The sequence below is a fragment of the Paenibacillus sp. sg306046 genome (assembly GCF_059821225.1).
Map to the genome: position 1 here is coordinate 88,671 of NZ_JCAMRT010000003.1, position 15,862 is coordinate 104,532.

Genomic DNA, 15,862 nt, shown 5'->3' on the forward strand with positions numbered 1-15,862 from the left:
CTAGAAAAGCAGGAGGAGGAGGACCAGACATTGAAAATTGGCTTGGTATTAGCTGGCGGCGGAGGCAAGGGCGCATATCAAATCGGTGTGATACGCGCTCTCCGTGATTTAGGCTGGGCGAAAAAGATTCAAGCAGTGGCTGGTACATCAGTCGGCGCACTAAATGCAGCACTCTTTATCCATGATGATTTACAAATGGCAGAGCGCATGTGGCGTACGATAAGTCCAAATAAAATATTATCCATTAAAGGTCCTCAACTGCTGACAGCCGTCCTATCCTGGGCAGCTCCTAAGTATGTCCAGCGATTAAAGCATTATACGAAACAAATAGAGGGCTTCGGAATGTTCTCTCGTGAGGGGTTGCTGCAGATGATTGACGAATCCCTGGATTTAGACAACGTATCCTCATCTCCTATCCCCTTCTATGCGACATGCACGGCTATTCCAAAATGGGAAAAAACTTATTTTCAACTAAACGGACTGCCTCCAGAAAAAATTAAACAAATCTTGCTTGCCTCATCAGCGATTCCGGGCATCTTCAAGCCTGAAGACGTGGATGGCGTTCAATACGTGGACGGCGGGTTCTTTGACAATGTTCCGATTTCTCCGGTGTATGAACTGGGTTGCAATGTGATTATTGCCGTGCTGCTGGACCGTTCTGCAACTATCAATAAATCATGCTTTCCAAACGCTGATATTTTTGAAATCGTTCCACAGCTTGCTCAGGGTCATCTGTTTTCCGGGACGTTAAATTTTGACGGTGCTAGAGCCGAAATCCGTATGCAGCAAGGATACGAGGATACGATGGCTATCTTAAAACCGGCTGCGGAGATGGCTCAACATGAACTGGCAACTGCACAAATTACGAAGCAAATGCTGGAGAACGACCGTTCCTTCCAACATGAGCATCGCAAGCTTCGACAGGAGCTGGACAATAAAGCACATGCCCTAATGAAACGCCTGGAAAGGAGTTCGTTAAAATGAGTGAACTACAGCAACTTGTAAAGGAACGCGCACAAACGATTCAGTCACACGGAGAATTAACGTTACTTACCGCACAATGCATGACTCTACTGACCGCAAGCAAAGCCCGGCAACGCGAATTAGAGGCTCAAGGTCATATTAAGCGGTTTTTCAGAACTATTTCCGGTAAAAACGGCAAGCTTTCCAGAGCTATATCTGGAGATTTAGTTACTGCTCAATTGGCTGCTCAAGAAATGATTCAACATCTTGCTCAACACCAAGTATTCACCTTAGATATCATCTGTGCTATGCAGCAAAAAATCCATTCCCTTCAGCTGGAAAATAACCGCGAATTTTTAAGATTGTACCATCTTCTTGAGCAAGTGTACGAGAATTCTGAGCAAAAAATCCAGCAGCTCCAGGAGCAAATCACAAAAATTGAGACAAATGTTCATGTGATGCATTGGTATTTAACTAAAGAGCATAAAAACTATCATCTGCTTAGCTTGCCTACGCTGGTCTTAACACTTGTAAATGACTTTTACACGCTGACAAACGGTTGTTGGACAGACCAGGATACGCTCTATATTGAAAAACTGCTAACCGATTTAAACATAAATCTTTCACTTTCCTATGCACATGTTGCGGAACAGCAGATTTTACTAAATCAGGTATTTCAGCTAGTCCCTGTACTGCCGGAACGTGAACAAATCTACTTGACAAACGGCATGTATGCCCTGTATCAAGGTCAGCAGCCCCTATCCGATCAAACATTGGCTGCACGAGATTTGATTCACGAAATGCTCAATACTCTCGTCCTGATTGATAGATTAACCCGCCCTGTCAGCATACAATATCAGGTTATTTTACATAAACTCGAACTTCCTGATAAACGCATCCATGTTATCCGCACGTTGCATTTAGAAGCCGGCTTACCGCAAGAGACGAGTCGAGATGTGACTTGGTCAAAACAGCCATCCATTGTACAAGTATATAAGTCTGAAGAGGAAGCCCGTGTATTAAAAAAAGCACTTGAACGTCACAAGTGCGTCGTTACAATCGAAGAAATTGAACTTACTGTCTAAGCTTAGCTATATAAATTTGACGTAATTCCTCATACTCTGCTTCTGTAATGACCCCATCCTTATAAAGGTCTGCCAGTTGTCGCAGTTTCTGCAAGTAATCCGTGTCCTGCGCCTCTGCGTGGGACACGGGTACAGAAGCTGTTGCGGATGCCGCTTCTTGTTTTTGCTTATACTTACCTGATATGCGTTTAAAATCCTCATAGATTTCATCTCGATCAAAGCCCCATGCTTCACGATATTTATCAGGGCTCACTACACGAAATTGACCAAAAACAGTGTTTTTTTGAAACTTATATCCGTTGCTATTTTCCAAAGTGTCCCAAAAAACCTCTTTATCCGCTACTTTCATACGTGCATTTAGATTAGACATCAGCTACCTCCGGCGTTGTCAGCTTTCTAATTGAATATCAAGCCTGTCGATCAGTGGTCGGCTCTCTGGAAAAGTATACCATGATTCCCTGCGCAAAGGCGATCCGTACTTGAAATTGTTATCATCAATTTTACTTATTGCATTGCGACTAAAGCCATAATCTGCTATTGTCGTATAGGTACTAGTAACTAGATATAGGAGTGAATTACTATGCATTTTTCAAAACTACCTATGCTCATGTCGATAGTTCTTGCTGTCACATTAACCTCAACTTCTTTTGCACACCGAGGAAAACTGGATAAATACGGCGGACATGACTGTTCATATAAGGCATACATGGATGGTCTATGCAATGGATATCACTCGCATACTGGCGGCTTTTTCATAGGCGCAGATATCCCAACGGATGAACCTGCACCCTCCACTTCTGATGTTGAAGAAGTTATTCCGGATGGGCATGTTAAAGTGACTCTTCCGACATTCAAGATTTATATTAACTATGAAACCGGAGCTTCCGACGCTCAAAACTCTACTTTAAAATACCCATTTTTTATGTATAATGATATCATCTACGCACCTTTGAATTTTGATATGTGTTCAACCCTTACGATTGAAAACATGTGGTCAAATGAAGTTGGCTTATCATTAAGAAAAACGGACACAGCGATTGGGGAGGGTGTGCGTTTCCAACGTATTGAGGCATCCTCTACTCAGCCTGCGATCATGTATGCACACCTTCCAACCTTCAATATTTTTGTCAATGATGTATGGGTAGACAATGGAAATGAAAAATATCCTTTTTTAGTTTATAATGATGTAACCTACTATCCAATGACTTGGCATTTTAATAGTCAATTTGGTCTAACTACTGGATTAAACGACAATAGGTTCGATATTTTTAAGTAGATTAAGCGGCTGCCATTGAGCAGCTTTTCTTCTGGTCAGACTTGCCACAGAGATTCAGGCCCTTGCAAATGAAGCAGCAGCAACGTTACCCCGCCTAGCACAAGCCAGGCGGGGTAACGTTTTTAACGGCCTTATTTCAAACAACGACAAAACCAGAATCCACAATGAAATATAATAGGTTACTTCCGCTAAAGCATTGTCATGGGGGCAAGGCCATTCGTTCATACAGCTAAGCTAAAATCCCCGCTTGATCCAGTCGCTATCGTGGTCTACGAGCGGTTGCCGGGTAAAGCCGCCCGTCGAGGTCCACCAGTGCTCGACCGCTTGCCGCAGCTCCGCTCGAACTTCCTGCAGCTCCGGGCGGTCGGAGACGTTCATGACCTCGTCCGGGTCATGGCGCAGATCGTACAGCTCGTCGAGCTGATCCTCCAAATAATAGACGTACTTCCATGCCTGCGTCTGTACGCCAATCATTGGATGACGGCCCCAATACGCCTTGTAATGCTCGAAAAATACCCGCTCCTCCGCAGGCGGCGCCGTACGCTCCAGCAGCGGCAGCAGTGAGCCGCCCTCGCATTCATCCGGCAGCGGAATGCCCGCAGCCGCCAGCAGCGTGCCCGTCACCGCCGCCGTCGAGACCAGATCCGGGATGACGCTGCGCTTAGGCTTCACGCCGGGTACATAGAGCAGCAGCGGCACGTTGTACAGCTCCTTATACGGCAGCACGCCCTTCAAGCGGAGACGGTGCGCCCCCTGCATATCGCCATGGTCGCTGGTGAACAAGATCGCCGTATGCTCCAGCAGCTTGTCGCCCTCCAGCTTGTCCAGCAGCCGTCCGAGGTAGCTGTCCATCAGCGCGAGCATGCTTCGGTACCGCTGGGCATCCCGCCGCACGAGCGACTCGGACAGCTCGGATTCCCCGGTCGCGGAGCGCTCGCGCTGGAAAGGCGGCTTGCCGCTCAAGTCGTCGGAGTAATAGCTCGCCGGGATCGGCATGTCCTCCAGCGGAAATTGCTCCGCATAGTCGCCGATCAGCTCGAACGGATGATCCTCCGGCGCATTCGGATGCGGCATATACCAGTTGAGCTTCAGGAAAAACGGTCTGGCGCCGTCATAGTCGTCCAAATAATTGAGCGCCTGCGCCGTCGTCACCGCATCCTTATGGCTGTGGAAGCGAGGGTCAGCGTTCGCCCCGGCCAGCTCCAGGCCGTCCGTGCGGTAATCCGTTACGGCAAATTGATGATCGGCGGGCGACAATCCAAGATGCCATTTACCTAGATATACGGTTTCGTAGCCCGCCTCGTTAAACGCCTTGGCGATGCTCCAGTCCTGCGGGTCCAGCGTATGCCCGATCTGGTACACGCCGACCTGATGAGGATACTTCCCGGTCATCCAGCTCGCCCGCGAAGGCGAGCATTGGGCCGAGGTGCTGATCGCACTGCCAAACCGGACAGACATGGCAGCCAGCCGGTCCAGATGGGGCGTATGGTAGCTCGGATCGAGACAGCCCATCGCGTTCGCCTGCTGCTGATCCGTCGAAATCATGATGACATTTCGCATAAGGTATCCCTCCTGTTTGATTAGCAAAGCTCTTCGACATCCGCCGCCACGCGAAAGCCGATATTGCCGGACGAGCTGTCCGGCGTATTTGACGTTCGGGCCGCAACCCGGTAACGGTTGCAGTACGACTTGTGGCATAGATACGAGCCGCCGCGCATCACCCTCGACGTACCCGACGGCGGGCCTTGCGGATTGACAGACGTTGCCCGCAGATGATGGTCCCGGCTGAACCAGTCGGCGCACCATTCCCAGACGTTGCCGGCCATTTGATACAGGCCGTATCCATTCGGGGGAAAAGCGACTGCCGGAGCCGTGCCCGCATACCCGTCCGCCGCATTATTTTTGTCCGGAAACTTGCCTTGAAAAATATTGCACCGGTGCTGTCCATCCGGCTTCAGCACGTTGCCCCACGGGTATTTGTTCTGCACAAGACCGCCGCGGGCTGCATACTCCCACTCCGCTTCCGTGGGCAGACGCTGGCCCGACCAGGAGCAATACGCCATCGCATCGTTCCAGGAGACATGCACCACCGGATGATCCATCCGTTCCCCGATCCCCGAGTCCGGCCCTTCGGGACTGCTCCAGCATGCCCCCTCGACCCGCCACCACCACGGCGTCTGCCGGGCGACCGCCGCAACCTGGCTCGCCGTGGGCGAAGGCACAAGCAGATGAAACACAAACGACCAGCCGAACCGTTCCGCCTCGGTGACATAGCCCGTAGCCGCGACAAACGCCTTGAACTGCGCATTGGTGACCGCAGCAGGGCTCAGGCAGAACGCATCGACGGTCACGGTTCTCACCGGTCCCTCCCCGTCGGATGGAAACCCTTCCTCATCGTCCGTTCCCATCAGAAACGGCCCGCCTGCGAGACGAACCAGTCCCTCGCTCGCCGTCTGCTTGCGAGGCGCTTGCGATGACGAGGCCAGCGGCAAGCTGCCGACCGGCGAATGGTCCGCCCTTGAGACGGAACAGCAGGAGCGCTTTTGCTCCATCGCGATCCCCTCCTATATTATTCAACAACCGGAAGCGCCGTCGCCTCCTGCGGTACTGCCCATCGCTCGGCTTCGGCGACATCGACCGTGCTGCCCCATTTGGCGAGCAGCCGGTGGTGCTCCGCCTTCTCCAGATGCTTGCCGAGGATAGCGGAGCAGTTCCAGTTCTCTTGCAGCAGCGTCCGTAACCTGCCGGCCGGCTCAGGAGCATCCTCAAGCCTGTTGTGCAGCTCGCCCGGATCGGCAACGACATCAAACAGCTGGTCAAATGCCTCGAAGCCAGCGTAAGACACATATTTCCACCTGCCCTGGCGCACCATCCGCCCCGGCACCGGCTGCCCATCCAGCTCGACGATGAATTCACTGATGACGACCCGCTCCGCCTCCTCTTCCCCTCCGGCCAGCTGCGCAGCCAAGCTGCGGCCGTCCGGTCTGGGCGGCGCTGCCGCTCCGGCCAGCTCGCATAAGGTCAGGCCAAGGTCCATGATGCTTACGGGCTGCGCGATGCGGCGGCCTGCGGGAATGCCTTGTCCGGCGAAGAGGAGCGGGATGCGGGCCGAGCCTTCCAGGAACGTGCTTTTTCCGATGAAGCCATGCTCGCCCGCCTGTTCGCCATGGTCAGACATGTAGACGAGCACCCCCGGGCGCCCGCTGCGCTGCAGGTAGCTGTCCCATGCCTCGCGAACCTCGCCGAGCTGGCTGTCGACCGTCTCGATCATACCCAGATAAGCGGCGCGCAGCCGGGCCAGCTTGATCTCATCCAGCGCGCCGAACGCTTCGCGCTGGCGGCTGAGCACCGGATGCTCCGTTCGGCGGACGTACGACTCCGGAGCAGCCGCATGCTCCAGGTAGTACCGATACAGCTCCGGCGGCGCGACAAACGTATGATGCGGACCATACGTGCCGACGACCAGGCATTGCGGCTTTCGATGCTCCTGGCCGAGATAATCGAGCGCCGCCCCGATGACCGCTTTATCGTATTCGAGCACAGGAGACGTGCCGCCGCCGATAATTTTCAGGCTCTGGTTGGCCATCGTGCCGACGTATGGCCCCAGATCCCGCCGGTGCGGACCGTAGCGGCCCCAATACAGCGGCGTCATGTCGCCCATGATCCGCTTGGTGAAGCCGTGGCGCTGATCATCGCCCAGAAAGTGCATTCGCCCGCACAGCACCGTGTCGTACCCCGCCGCCGCGATCCCGTGCAGGAAGGTCGCCTGATCGCTCGCGATCGCTCCGTCATTTGTGTATACCCCCGTTTTCTCGGGAAGCTGCCCTGTCAGCATGGAGACGCGCGAGGGCACGCAAAGCGGGCAGGACGTATACGCCGCGTCAAAAGCTGTGCCTTCCGCAGCCAAGCGGTCCATATGGGGCGTGCGCACCGTTTCATGACCGGCATGGCCGGCGTATCTCGCATGATGCTGATCGGTCAAAAACACCAACAGATCCGGTTGCTTCATTTTCATTCTCATCCTCCTCGCCTTGAATCGCACAGGTCGCGCGCTTACCCTTTGACCGAGCCCATAAGCATCCCTTTATTGAAGTATTTTTGCAGGAAAGGATAGATGACGAGCAGCGGTACCGCTGTGACCAGCACGGCTGCCATCTTAACGGCCGGGGTGTACGCATAACCTCCCGCGTCGTCAGCCATCCCCGTATCCGTCTCGATCAGCATTTGCCGAAGGAAAACCTGCAGCGGCATGTCATTGGAATCATTCAGGAACAAAATGGCGTAAAAGTACGTGTTCCAGTTTTGCACCGCATAAAACAAGGTGAACGTCGCGACCGCAGGCATGGACAGCGGCATGACGATTTGCCAGAACAGCCGCAGCTCCGAGCAGCCGTCCATCCGCGCAGACTCCTCCAGCTCGCTCGGGATGTTCTGGAAGAAGCTGCGCATCACGATCAGGTTAAAGGGGGCGATGGCCGCGGTCAAATAAAGCGCCCAGTAGCTGTTCAGCAAACCCAGCTCCTTCACGACCAGATAGGTCGGAATCATCCCGCCGGCAAAAATCATCGTAAACAGCACCATGAAATTAAGCGTGCTCCGTCCTCGCAGCCAGCTTTTGGACAAGCCGTAGGCCATCAGACTCGTCAGCAAAATGTTGATGCTTGTCCCTACGACCGTAATCGTGACCGCATTGCCGAAGGCGGTCTTAAAGTTGACATTGCTCAGCAGATAGCCGTAAGCCTCGATGGACCATTCATGCGGCAGGAGGAAAAATCCCCGCGACATCACTTCCTGCTCCGTGGCGAAGGAGCTGGAAATCACATATACAAACGGAATGACAACAACCAGCAGGGAGAGCAGCAGCACCCCGTAGATTAACGCGCTGAACAGCGGGTCCTTGCCGCGAGAGTCGAACGTGTTCATCTCAATATACCCCCTCTTCGCCTACTTTTTTGGACAGCCTGTTGGCCAGCATAATCATGCCAAGCCCGATTACCGACTTGAACAATCCCACCGCCGTTGTGAAGCTGAATTCGCCCTGCAGCACGCCCGTGCGGTACACATACGTATCGAACACATCGGACACGGACAAATTCAACGAATTTTGCATCAGGTAAATATGCTCGAAGCCGATATCCATCACTTGTCCGAGCCGCAAAATAAACAAAATAATGATGGTGGACCGCAACGCGGGCAGCGTGATGTGCCACAGCTGCTTCCAGCGGTTCGCACCGTCCACAACCGCAGCTTCGTAAAGCGTCGGATCAACCGCAGCCAGCGCCGCCAGGAAAATGACCGCATTCCAGCCCGCTTCCTTCCAGATGTTCTGCAGCACATAAGCGCCGCGGAAGTAATCCGGGTCCGTCATCAGCTCGATCCGCTCGTAGCCCGCGTTCGCCAGGCCCTTGTTCAGCGCGCCGTCCTGCGTCGCGAAGAGGATGACGGTGATGCCGACCACGACGACCCAGGACAAAAAGTGCGGCATGTAAATGGCCGTTTGCACGACCTTTTTAAACCATTGCAGCCGGACTTCGTTCAGCACGACCGCGATCAGGATCGGCGCCGGGAAAAACAAAAACAGATTCAATGCACTCAGAATCAGCGTATTGCTGAGCAGCGTCCAAAACTCCGGCTCGCCGAACAGCCGTTCGAAATGGGCGAAGCCCACCCATTCACTGCCGAAAAACCCGGTGAACGGACTAAAATCCTGAAAGGCGATCACAATGCCCCCCATCGGCAAATAGCGGAACAGGATAAAAAATAACAGCCCCGGCAAAATCATGAGATACAACGGAAGTCCTCTCTTCCATTCCTTCCGGACGGCGCTTCTTGCCCGGGATGCCGCTGCTTGGGCTGCGAGCTCACCAGTCGAATTCATTTGCATCCTGTTTCCCTCCTGTAGTGATAGCCTTGGTTATAGTCCTATCATAAAGGGTTCGGTCGGCAGCGTCGTTACACAATCCTCTGATTTGTAAACCTGTCCGCCATGCCGGTTCAACGGCCCGGATCATCTTGCCCCCCACGACAAAAAAGGCCGTTCGCCAGCAATTCTGGTCGAGCGGCCTGATCGTCAGGCTTGTTCCTGCAACTGGTTTTTATAGCGCAGCGGAATGCGGATCGAGATGACGGCTCCCCTGCCGGCAAACGAATTAATGGTCAGGCCGTAGCCCTCTCCATACTGGAGCACAAGCCTCGCATGCACATTCACGACGCCGAGCGATTCGCCCTGCCTAAGCACGTGATCATGCTCCTGCCGGGAAATGTCCTGCAGCCGCTGCGTCAGCCCGGCAAGCTTCTCCTCTTCGATGCCTGTGCCGTTATCCGCGATCTCGATCACCAGATCGTCCTGGTCGTTGTAGGCGCTGATCAGGATGGCGGCCGCTCCTCCTCTGGGCTCGACCGCAAACTTCACCGCATTTTCGACCAAGGGCTGGGCCGTCAGCTTAACCATCAGACAATCGTGGAACTTTTCATGGACGGTAATGCGGCTGATGAATTTTTTAGGAAAGCGAATATGGGTAATTTCCAGGTATTTCTCCAAAATCGACATTTCCTCGGCGAGCGTCACTTCATGATCCGATATTTTCGCCGTATAGCGGTACACGTCGGCCAAATTGCCCGCCATGCTTACGACGAGTTCGTCGTTATGGATGTATCCGATGCTTTTAATAATGTCCAGCGAATTGTACAGCAGATGCGGATTGATCTGATTTTGAAGCGCCTGGATATAGGCTTCCTTCTGACGCAGCTGCGTGTGCATCTCGCGCAGCTTCAGATCGGAGATCGTGGTTAGCTGATCATTCAGCTGATCCACCATCTTGTTAAAGCTATAATTGAGCCGCTGAAATTCATTCTCTCCCTGCTGAATGTCGGCTCTCGTCGTATAATCCCCCTGGGACACTCGGTTCATATTATACTTGAGGTGCAGTACCGGCTGCACGTACAAATTGGATACCATGGGCACGACAAGCATGACGACGATGGCAATCAGCAGCGAAGCGAAAACCGTCGCGTTCCGGGCGGAATAAAAACCGCTGGCCATCTCGTCGAAGGGCACGAGAGCCACGATGCGCCAATCGAGCACCTTGGAACTGCTGGCCGAGACCAGCAGCTTGGTCTGATCATACGTCTGGAGGCTCACCCCTCCATCGGCAGGCATGGACAATTTCCCCATCGGCGTTTCTGCCAGCTTGCGCCCGCGCCATTCCTTCTCACGGTGATAAACAATCGTGTCGTCCTCGGACAAAATCATAAATTGACCGGTCGTGCCAAGCCGGGAGCGTTCGAGCGTAGCCTCGATCTCCTTCAGGGACAGGTCAACGACGATATAGCCGAGCGGCGACACCGTCGAATTGCTGTACACCGGATTCAGCATGGAGATGACGGCCATCCCGTTTTGCTGCGGATACGTGATCGTATGGGTCGGAATCAAGGTGCGCCGCTCCTTGAACGGCACCCCGTACCACGGCTCCGTAGAAAAATCGGAGACCGCCGATTGAAAGGTGCGCATGGCCAGCACCCGCTTGTCCAGAGAGAGAAGGAAAATACCGGCCACCTCATTGTAATTCAGCGCGACATGCCGGCGCAGCAGCGCTTCGATCTCCTCCGTCTCGATGCCGGTGATCGGCCGGCTTCCCTCATACCAGGTCTGGATCAGCTCGTCCTTCAAAATCGACTTCGTCGTCTTCGACAGCTGCTCCAAATAAAACTCCAGGTGATGATGCAGCCGCTTTGTCGCCTCGTCCGTTACGGTATGGAAGTCGTTTTTCACTGCCAGACTATAGTTCCAATGCGAAATCAGCCCCATCAGCATCATCGAGAACAGGCTGATCGCCAGAAATAACACGACCATGCTCTCCTTGATCCGAAATCGGTTCCATAACCGTTTCATGTTCGCGCCAACCTCTCCTCCGGTCAAATTCCCATGCCTTTCCGATATTCATTGGGCGATAAACCGGTTACATTTTTAAATACGCGATTGAAATAAGGCATGGATGAAAAACCGACCATATCGGCGACCTGGTAAATTTTCAAGTCAGGCTCCAGCAACAGCAGCTTCGCTTTGTCGATCCTGATTTTATTCAAATAGTTGACGAACGAGTCTCCCGCATGCTGCTTGAACAAGGCGCTGAAGTGGGACAAGCTCAGCCCGACATGCTCGGCGATCTGGGACAAGCTGATCTCCTGCATATAACGCTGCTCGGCGTAATCGCAAGCCTTCTTCATAACCAGCCGGAAGGACTGCTTGTGATGCTGCTGGCGATTCCATTGGCACCATAGCTCGACCAGCTGCTGAATATGCCGCCTGACCGCTTCCTCGGAGCCGTCCTCCGGAGAAGTCGGCCTTTCCTGCTCCGGATACGTGTACTCCAGCAAATTCGTCAGCTTCCCCGCCAATAGGCGCAGCAGCCCGAGTCTGCCGCCCGGATGACTGTTCTTGTTCCGCACAATGGACTGTACGAGCTGCGCTTGCTCCGACATGATCTGCTGGGCGTCCATGGACGTGATGCGCTCGATGAAGGCCTGGATCGCGAGCAGCTGGTCGTGCGCAGGATGAAGCAGCTTCAGCCGCTGCAGGGATCGCTCCAGCGCTTCCTTCAGCGTATCCTCCCGCACGGGCTTGAGCAAATACTCCGAAACCCCGTAGCGAATCCCCTGCTGGGCGTAGGAAAAGTTATCATAACCGCTGATGATGATGCTGACGATCGGAAATTGCACCTCGTCGATCTGCTTGATCAAGGCCAGTCCATCCAGCCTAGGCATCATAATATCGGTGATCAGCACAGTCGGACACAGCTCCTGAATCAGGTTCCAGGCCTCCAGCCCGTCTTCGGCCTCGCCCGTCACCTTGAAGCCGCCTCCGATCCGATCCACCATCTCCACGATCGCACTGCGAATCCAAACCTCGTCCTCTGCTACCAAGACATGGTACATGCTGCGAATCCCCCTTCTATGCTGTCCGACACGCCATGATCCGCTCTTCTTCACTATAGCTATCATGTACCAATCAAGTCAATTCGTATTCCGTCGCGCAAACAACCCTCTTGCGAGGGTTGTCCGGGCCGAGCCAATTATGCGGTTAGTGCTCAAGGCTTGTCTGCATTTGCAAATAGCCGGGCGGCGGCCGAAATTAGATTTGCGGCTCCCGGCTGTCCAGCCGATAGGTCGCCGTCATCTCCGCACTGTCGGCGTACCCGATCCGAACGGCCTTTGCCTGGATGACGGTTGTTCCTTCCGGGAGCCGGATCGGGCCTGTGTACAGCTTCCAGCTCGGCCGCTGCTCCGTCTCCTGAAGCAGCCTGTAGGCGATCGAAGCTCCCTGCGTCGCGGAATGCAGCAGGACAGCCGTCGCGGTCTCATAGGCTCCGTCCTGCGACGGAACGAGACCGGGCAGCTCGCGATGGATCGGGATAAACAGCGGCGCGGCTGTCTGCGGCTGCTTCCCCTGCGGCCACATCTGCGCGACCATCTGCGATTCCGGCACGTCTCCCCAGCTATCGTAGCGGAGCCGCCAGTCATCCAGCTCGGCGCGCAGCCGGTCCAGCACTTCCCGGAAGCCGGGTTCGCCGGCCAGATTGCGCATTTCATACGGGTCCTCATTACAATCGTACAGCTCCTCGGGAGGCCGCTTGTCTTGCAGCAGCAGCAGCCCGTCCCCCTCCAGCTGCCCGGCAAGCTGCAATCTCCACAGCTCCTGAAACATCGGGTGCTGGTGGCTGAATCGAATCCAGGGCAGGTAAGGCTTCTCCGGATGATAGTTGCGAATATACTTGAAGCGGCTGTCGCGCACCGCCCGCACCATGTCATAAGACTCGTCGTACCGGTCGCGGGCAGCGAAAATGCAGCTTCGCGGCTGCACCCCCTCGCCCCAGATCGGCTGTCCGGCCATATGATACGGGATGGCGGCGCCTGCCATGGATAACACGGTCGGGCCCAGATCAAGCAAACTGACCAGCTGATCGCTTACCTGCCCGCCCTCCAGCACGCCGGGCCAGCGGATGATCAAAGGCACCCGAATGCCTGCGTCGTAGGGCCAACGCTTGGCCCTTGGCAGCCCTTCGCCATGATCGCTCCATACAAAGACGATCGTGTTGTCCGCGAGCCCGTCCTCCTCCAGCTGCCGGAGCAGCGTACCGACAAATTGATCCGCTTCCTCGATCAGATCGTAATATTTGGCCAGGGACGCGCGGGATTTCGGCGTATTCGGCAAATACGGCGGAACCTGGACGCGCTCCGGGTCTGTGACCAGCGGCCGGTCCGTTTCCTGCTCCGGATACATCCGCTCGCGGATCATGTCCCCCCACATGCCGCTTTCATGCGTAAGCATATGGTTGAAGACCGCGAAAAAGGGCTGCCCCGGCTGACGATGACGCCAGTGCGCCTGCCGGTCGTTTTCGTCCCAAGCCGTTAACGGGGCATCGAAATTATAGTCGGTCTTCCAATTGTTCGTGCAGAAATAGCCGTCCGCCCGCAAATATTCGGGGAACGCCTTGACGTAAGCCGGGGGCACGGCCTGGTAAGGCGTAGGCAGCTCCGGCGTGTGGGGGTTCACATGCTCGGTCCGCATATGATGGGCGCCGATTGTCGTCGGGTACATCCCGGTAATGACCGCCGAGCGGCTGGGCGAGCATACCCCAGCAACCGCGTAGGCATGGCGGAATCGCATGCCCTGCTCCGCCAGCCGGTCGATATGAGGCGTGCGCGCCAGGTCATCTCCGTAGCAGCCGAAGCGGGGACTTGTATCCTCAAGCGAAATCCACAAAATATTCGGTCGTGCCGCCGATTGGGTCATCCTTATCCCTTCCTTTTACGTCCGGTTGCTTGCCTATTCGCTACTTGGATTGCCTGGGGGTCATTTTGGCGCCAATTCTCGCCATCATATAGCCGAGCGCCGGGTCAGGCGCTTGCGGGAACTCCTGCGGATGGCGGCGCACCAGCTCCTCTGTGAGCTGACCGCGCCCGGTCTCCTTCAATCGCTCGATGTACGCGCCCAGATAGCCTCGCGCATGAAACGGTCCGCCCTCCCGGATGACGGTCCACAGCGGGTCAACCGCGTCGCTGTTGTTCCGCATCGCCTCGTCATGCCATTCATTCAAATAATACACCGCTTCGCGGCAAATGTCAGGATGCTCCGCCGCCACGTTAAACTGCTCTTTCGGATCGTCCGACAGATTGAACAGCATCTCGCGGTCGAACAAATGATAGCCGTCATGATACGTACGGATGTAAATCCAGTCGCCGAATCGGACGCTGCGCTGCACGACGTGCGCGCATTGCGACACGACCAGATAGTCCCGCCCGCACTCGGCGCCCTCCCGAATCGCCGGCGCATAGCTGGCGCCGCTCCACTGCGCCATCGCCGGGCCGTTCAGCAGCTCGGCCAGCGTCGGCAGCAGGTCCAGATGGTAGTGCAGCCCCTCGTCGACGATGCCCTGCTTCATGCCCGGCCAGCGGATGATCATCGGAATGCGGCAGGTCGCCTGGTCAGCTGTCGCATGCTCGCCGTAAATGCCGAGCTGCCCCATATTTTCGCCGTGATCGGCGGAGATCAGAATGATCAGCTCGTCCATCACGCCCTGCTGCTCCAGCGCGGCGAACAAGCGTCCCAGATGCTCATCCATGTACCGGATGCCGCAATCGTAGCCGTCGATCATGCTGCGCATGTCGTCCATGCTCTGAATCTCGCCCGGGTAACGCGGGAAGGCTTCGCTTGTCTGATTTGTATATTTCCGCTCGCGATGGTCGATATTCAATTCATGCACCGAGTGCGAGCCGGCCAGCTTCTTATGCCGCTCCAGCACATCCTCGGTCAGCCAGGCCGGTAGCGGTTCCTCGGCGAACGGATTGCCGAATTCGGCAGGCGCCCGGTACGGCGTATGCGGGTCCCAGTAGTTGATGTACAGAAACCAATCCTCCGAAGAAGCGTTGCGCTCAATCCAGTCCAGCGCCACAGGCGTCACCTGCTCGGCGGATTCGTTGCCGTATTGCCCTGTATTATGAATTTCATTGAAGCCTGCGTAGAAGTGAAACGTCGAATGCCGCTGCGGAAAAGGACTGATCAGCACTGTGTTCAGGTCAGCCGCCAGATTCAGGTAGGAGGGAAGCGCGCCCCCGCGGGTCAGCTTGCCCATCAGGTCGCGCTGTACGCCCTCCAGCTTCATATCCCCGGCCGTGCCTCCATGACCGACCAGCCCGTTAATGATGCCGAACTTGCCGGTCATCAGCGCCGTTCGGGAAGGCGCGCAAGGCGCGTCCGACGTGTAATAGTTCGTAAACCGCACGCCCTCGGACGCAATTCGGTCAATATTGGGCGACGTATTCCGATGGTAGCCGTAGCAGCCCAGGTGATCGGGGCTCGTCGAATCCAGGTCCAGAAACAATATGCGCATAGGATCTCATCTCCGTCTCAAAAATTAATAGTCGTTCTCCCCCCTCATCATAAGGCTTGCGCGCCGCCGCGTCGTTATCCGATTCTCTGATTCCCGAACCAGCAGCCTGTCAATTTCCCGTGGCTCCTGCCCGAAACGCAAAAACTCCC

General features: G+C 55.2%; 13 protein-coding genes. 3 read left to right on the forward strand and 10 right to left on the reverse strand.

The features are described 5' to 3' along the window. Positions 1–30 precede the first annotated feature (30 nt). Positions 31–984, forward strand: a complete 954-nt coding sequence (locus tag AC6ROY_RS03950; RefSeq protein ID WP_500098702.1) for a patatin-like phospholipase family protein — start codon at positions 31–33, stop codon at positions 982–984. Then, the gene (locus AC6ROY_RS03955; protein WP_500098703.1) at positions 981–2,048 is read left to right on the forward strand and encodes a hypothetical protein; all 1,068 of its coding nucleotides are present in this window, start codon (positions 981–983) and stop codon (positions 2,046–2,048) included. Before AC6ROY_RS03950 ends, AC6ROY_RS03955 begins: the two co-directional genes overlap by 4 nt. Here the strand turns inward: AC6ROY_RS03955 and AC6ROY_RS03960 are convergent. Next, a complete protein-coding gene (locus AC6ROY_RS03960; protein WP_500098704.1) occupies positions 2,038–2,418 on the reverse strand; it encodes an SHOCT domain-containing protein in 381 nt (126 codons plus the stop codon). The two genes, AC6ROY_RS03955 and AC6ROY_RS03960, sit on opposite strands and share 11 nt — an antisense overlap. A gap of 210 nt (positions 2,419–2,628) precedes the next feature. Between AC6ROY_RS03960 and AC6ROY_RS03965 the strand changes: the two genes are divergently transcribed. Then, a complete protein-coding gene (locus AC6ROY_RS03965; protein WP_500098705.1) occupies positions 2,629–3,324 on the forward strand; it encodes a hypothetical protein in 696 nt (231 codons plus the stop codon). A gap of 234 nt (positions 3,325–3,558) precedes the next feature. On the opposite strand, the gene AC6ROY_RS03970 is transcribed toward AC6ROY_RS03965, so the two are convergent. The 9 genes from AC6ROY_RS03970 to AC6ROY_RS04010 form a co-directional block, all read right to left on the reverse strand. Continuing rightward, positions 3,559–4,884: a sulfatase family protein gene (locus AC6ROY_RS03970; protein ID WP_500098706.1), complete on the reverse strand. Its 1,326-nt coding sequence runs from the start codon at positions 4,882–4,884 to the stop codon at positions 3,559–3,561. A 20-nt stretch (positions 4,885–4,904) separates the two neighbouring features. Then, positions 4,905–5,876, reverse strand: a complete 972-nt coding sequence (locus AC6ROY_RS03975) for a formylglycine-generating enzyme family protein (RefSeq protein WP_500098707.1) — start codon at positions 5,874–5,876, stop codon at positions 4,905–4,907. Positions 5,877–5,893: 17 nt separating this feature from the next. After that, positions 5,894–7,339 carry a sulfatase family protein gene (locus tag AC6ROY_RS03980; RefSeq protein WP_500098708.1) on the reverse strand — a complete coding sequence of 482 codons (1,446 nt, stop codon included), beginning with the start codon at positions 7,337–7,339 and terminating at the stop codon, positions 5,894–5,896. Between the two features lie 38 nt (positions 7,340–7,377). Beyond that, the gene (locus tag AC6ROY_RS03985) at positions 7,378–8,247 is read right to left on the reverse strand and encodes a carbohydrate ABC transporter permease (protein ID WP_500098709.1); all 870 of its coding nucleotides are present in this window, start codon (positions 8,245–8,247) and stop codon (positions 7,378–7,380) included. A 1-nt stretch (position 8,248) separates the two neighbouring features. After that, a complete protein-coding gene (locus AC6ROY_RS03990) occupies positions 8,249–9,202 on the reverse strand; it encodes an ABC transporter permease (RefSeq protein WP_500098908.1) in 954 nt (317 codons plus the stop codon). Positions 9,203–9,394: 192 nt separating this feature from the next. Further along, a complete protein-coding gene (locus AC6ROY_RS03995) occupies positions 9,395–11,215 on the reverse strand; it encodes a cache domain-containing sensor histidine kinase (protein WP_500098710.1) in 1,821 nt (606 codons plus the stop codon). A 23-nt stretch (positions 11,216–11,238) separates the two neighbouring features. Beyond that, positions 11,239–12,258 (reverse strand): helix-turn-helix domain-containing protein, encoded by a 1,020-nt coding sequence (locus tag AC6ROY_RS04000; protein WP_500098712.1) that lies wholly within the window; start codon positions 12,256–12,258, stop codon positions 11,239–11,241. Between the two features lie 196 nt (positions 12,259–12,454). Beyond that, positions 12,455–14,116: a sulfatase family protein gene (locus AC6ROY_RS04005; RefSeq protein WP_500098713.1), complete on the reverse strand. Its 1,662-nt coding sequence runs from the start codon at positions 14,114–14,116 to the stop codon at positions 12,455–12,457. 40 nt (positions 14,117–14,156) lie between these two features. Continuing rightward, the gene (locus tag AC6ROY_RS04010) at positions 14,157–15,713 is read right to left on the reverse strand and encodes a sulfatase family protein (protein WP_500098715.1); all 1,557 of its coding nucleotides are present in this window, start codon (positions 15,711–15,713) and stop codon (positions 14,157–14,159) included. Positions 15,714–15,862: the final 149 nt, after the last annotated feature.

Coding starts and splice junctions, on each gene's coding strand:
- AC6ROY_RS04005 (WP_500098713.1), bottom strand. CDS start 14,116: ATGACCCAATCGGCGGCACGACCGAATATTTTGTGGATTTCGCTTGAG.
- AC6ROY_RS04010 (WP_500098715.1), bottom strand. CDS start 15,713: ATGCGCATATTGTTTCTGGACCTGGATTCGACGAGCCCCGATCACCTG.
- AC6ROY_RS03965 (WP_500098705.1), top strand. CDS start 2,629: ATGCATTTTTCAAAACTACCTATGCTCATGTCGATAGTTCTTGCTGTC.
- AC6ROY_RS03995 (WP_500098710.1), bottom strand. CDS start 11,215: ATGAAACGGTTATGGAACCGATTTCGGATCAAGGAGAGCATGGTCGTG.
- AC6ROY_RS03985 (WP_500098709.1), bottom strand. CDS start 8,247: ATGAACACGTTCGACTCTCGCGGCAAGGACCCGCTGTTCAGCGCGTTA.
- AC6ROY_RS04000 (WP_500098712.1), bottom strand. CDS start 12,258: ATGTACCATGTCTTGGTAGCAGAGGACGAGGTTTGGATTCGCAGTGCG.
- AC6ROY_RS03955 (WP_500098703.1), top strand. CDS start 981: ATGAGTGAACTACAGCAACTTGTAAAGGAACGCGCACAAACGATTCAG.
- AC6ROY_RS03975 (WP_500098707.1), bottom strand. CDS start 5,876: ATGGAGCAAAAGCGCTCCTGCTGTTCCGTCTCAAGGGCGGACCATTCG.
- AC6ROY_RS03960 (WP_500098704.1), bottom strand. CDS start 2,418: ATGTCTAATCTAAATGCACGTATGAAAGTAGCGGATAAAGAGGTTTTT.
- AC6ROY_RS03980 (WP_500098708.1), bottom strand. CDS start 7,339: ATGAAAATGAAGCAACCGGATCTGTTGGTGTTTTTGACCGATCAGCAT.
- AC6ROY_RS03990 (WP_500098908.1), bottom strand. CDS start 9,202: ATGAATTCGACTGGTGAGCTCGCAGCCCAAGCAGCGGCATCCCGGGCA.
- AC6ROY_RS03970 (WP_500098706.1), bottom strand. CDS start 4,884: ATGCGAAATGTCATCATGATTTCGACGGATCAGCAGCAGGCGAACGCG.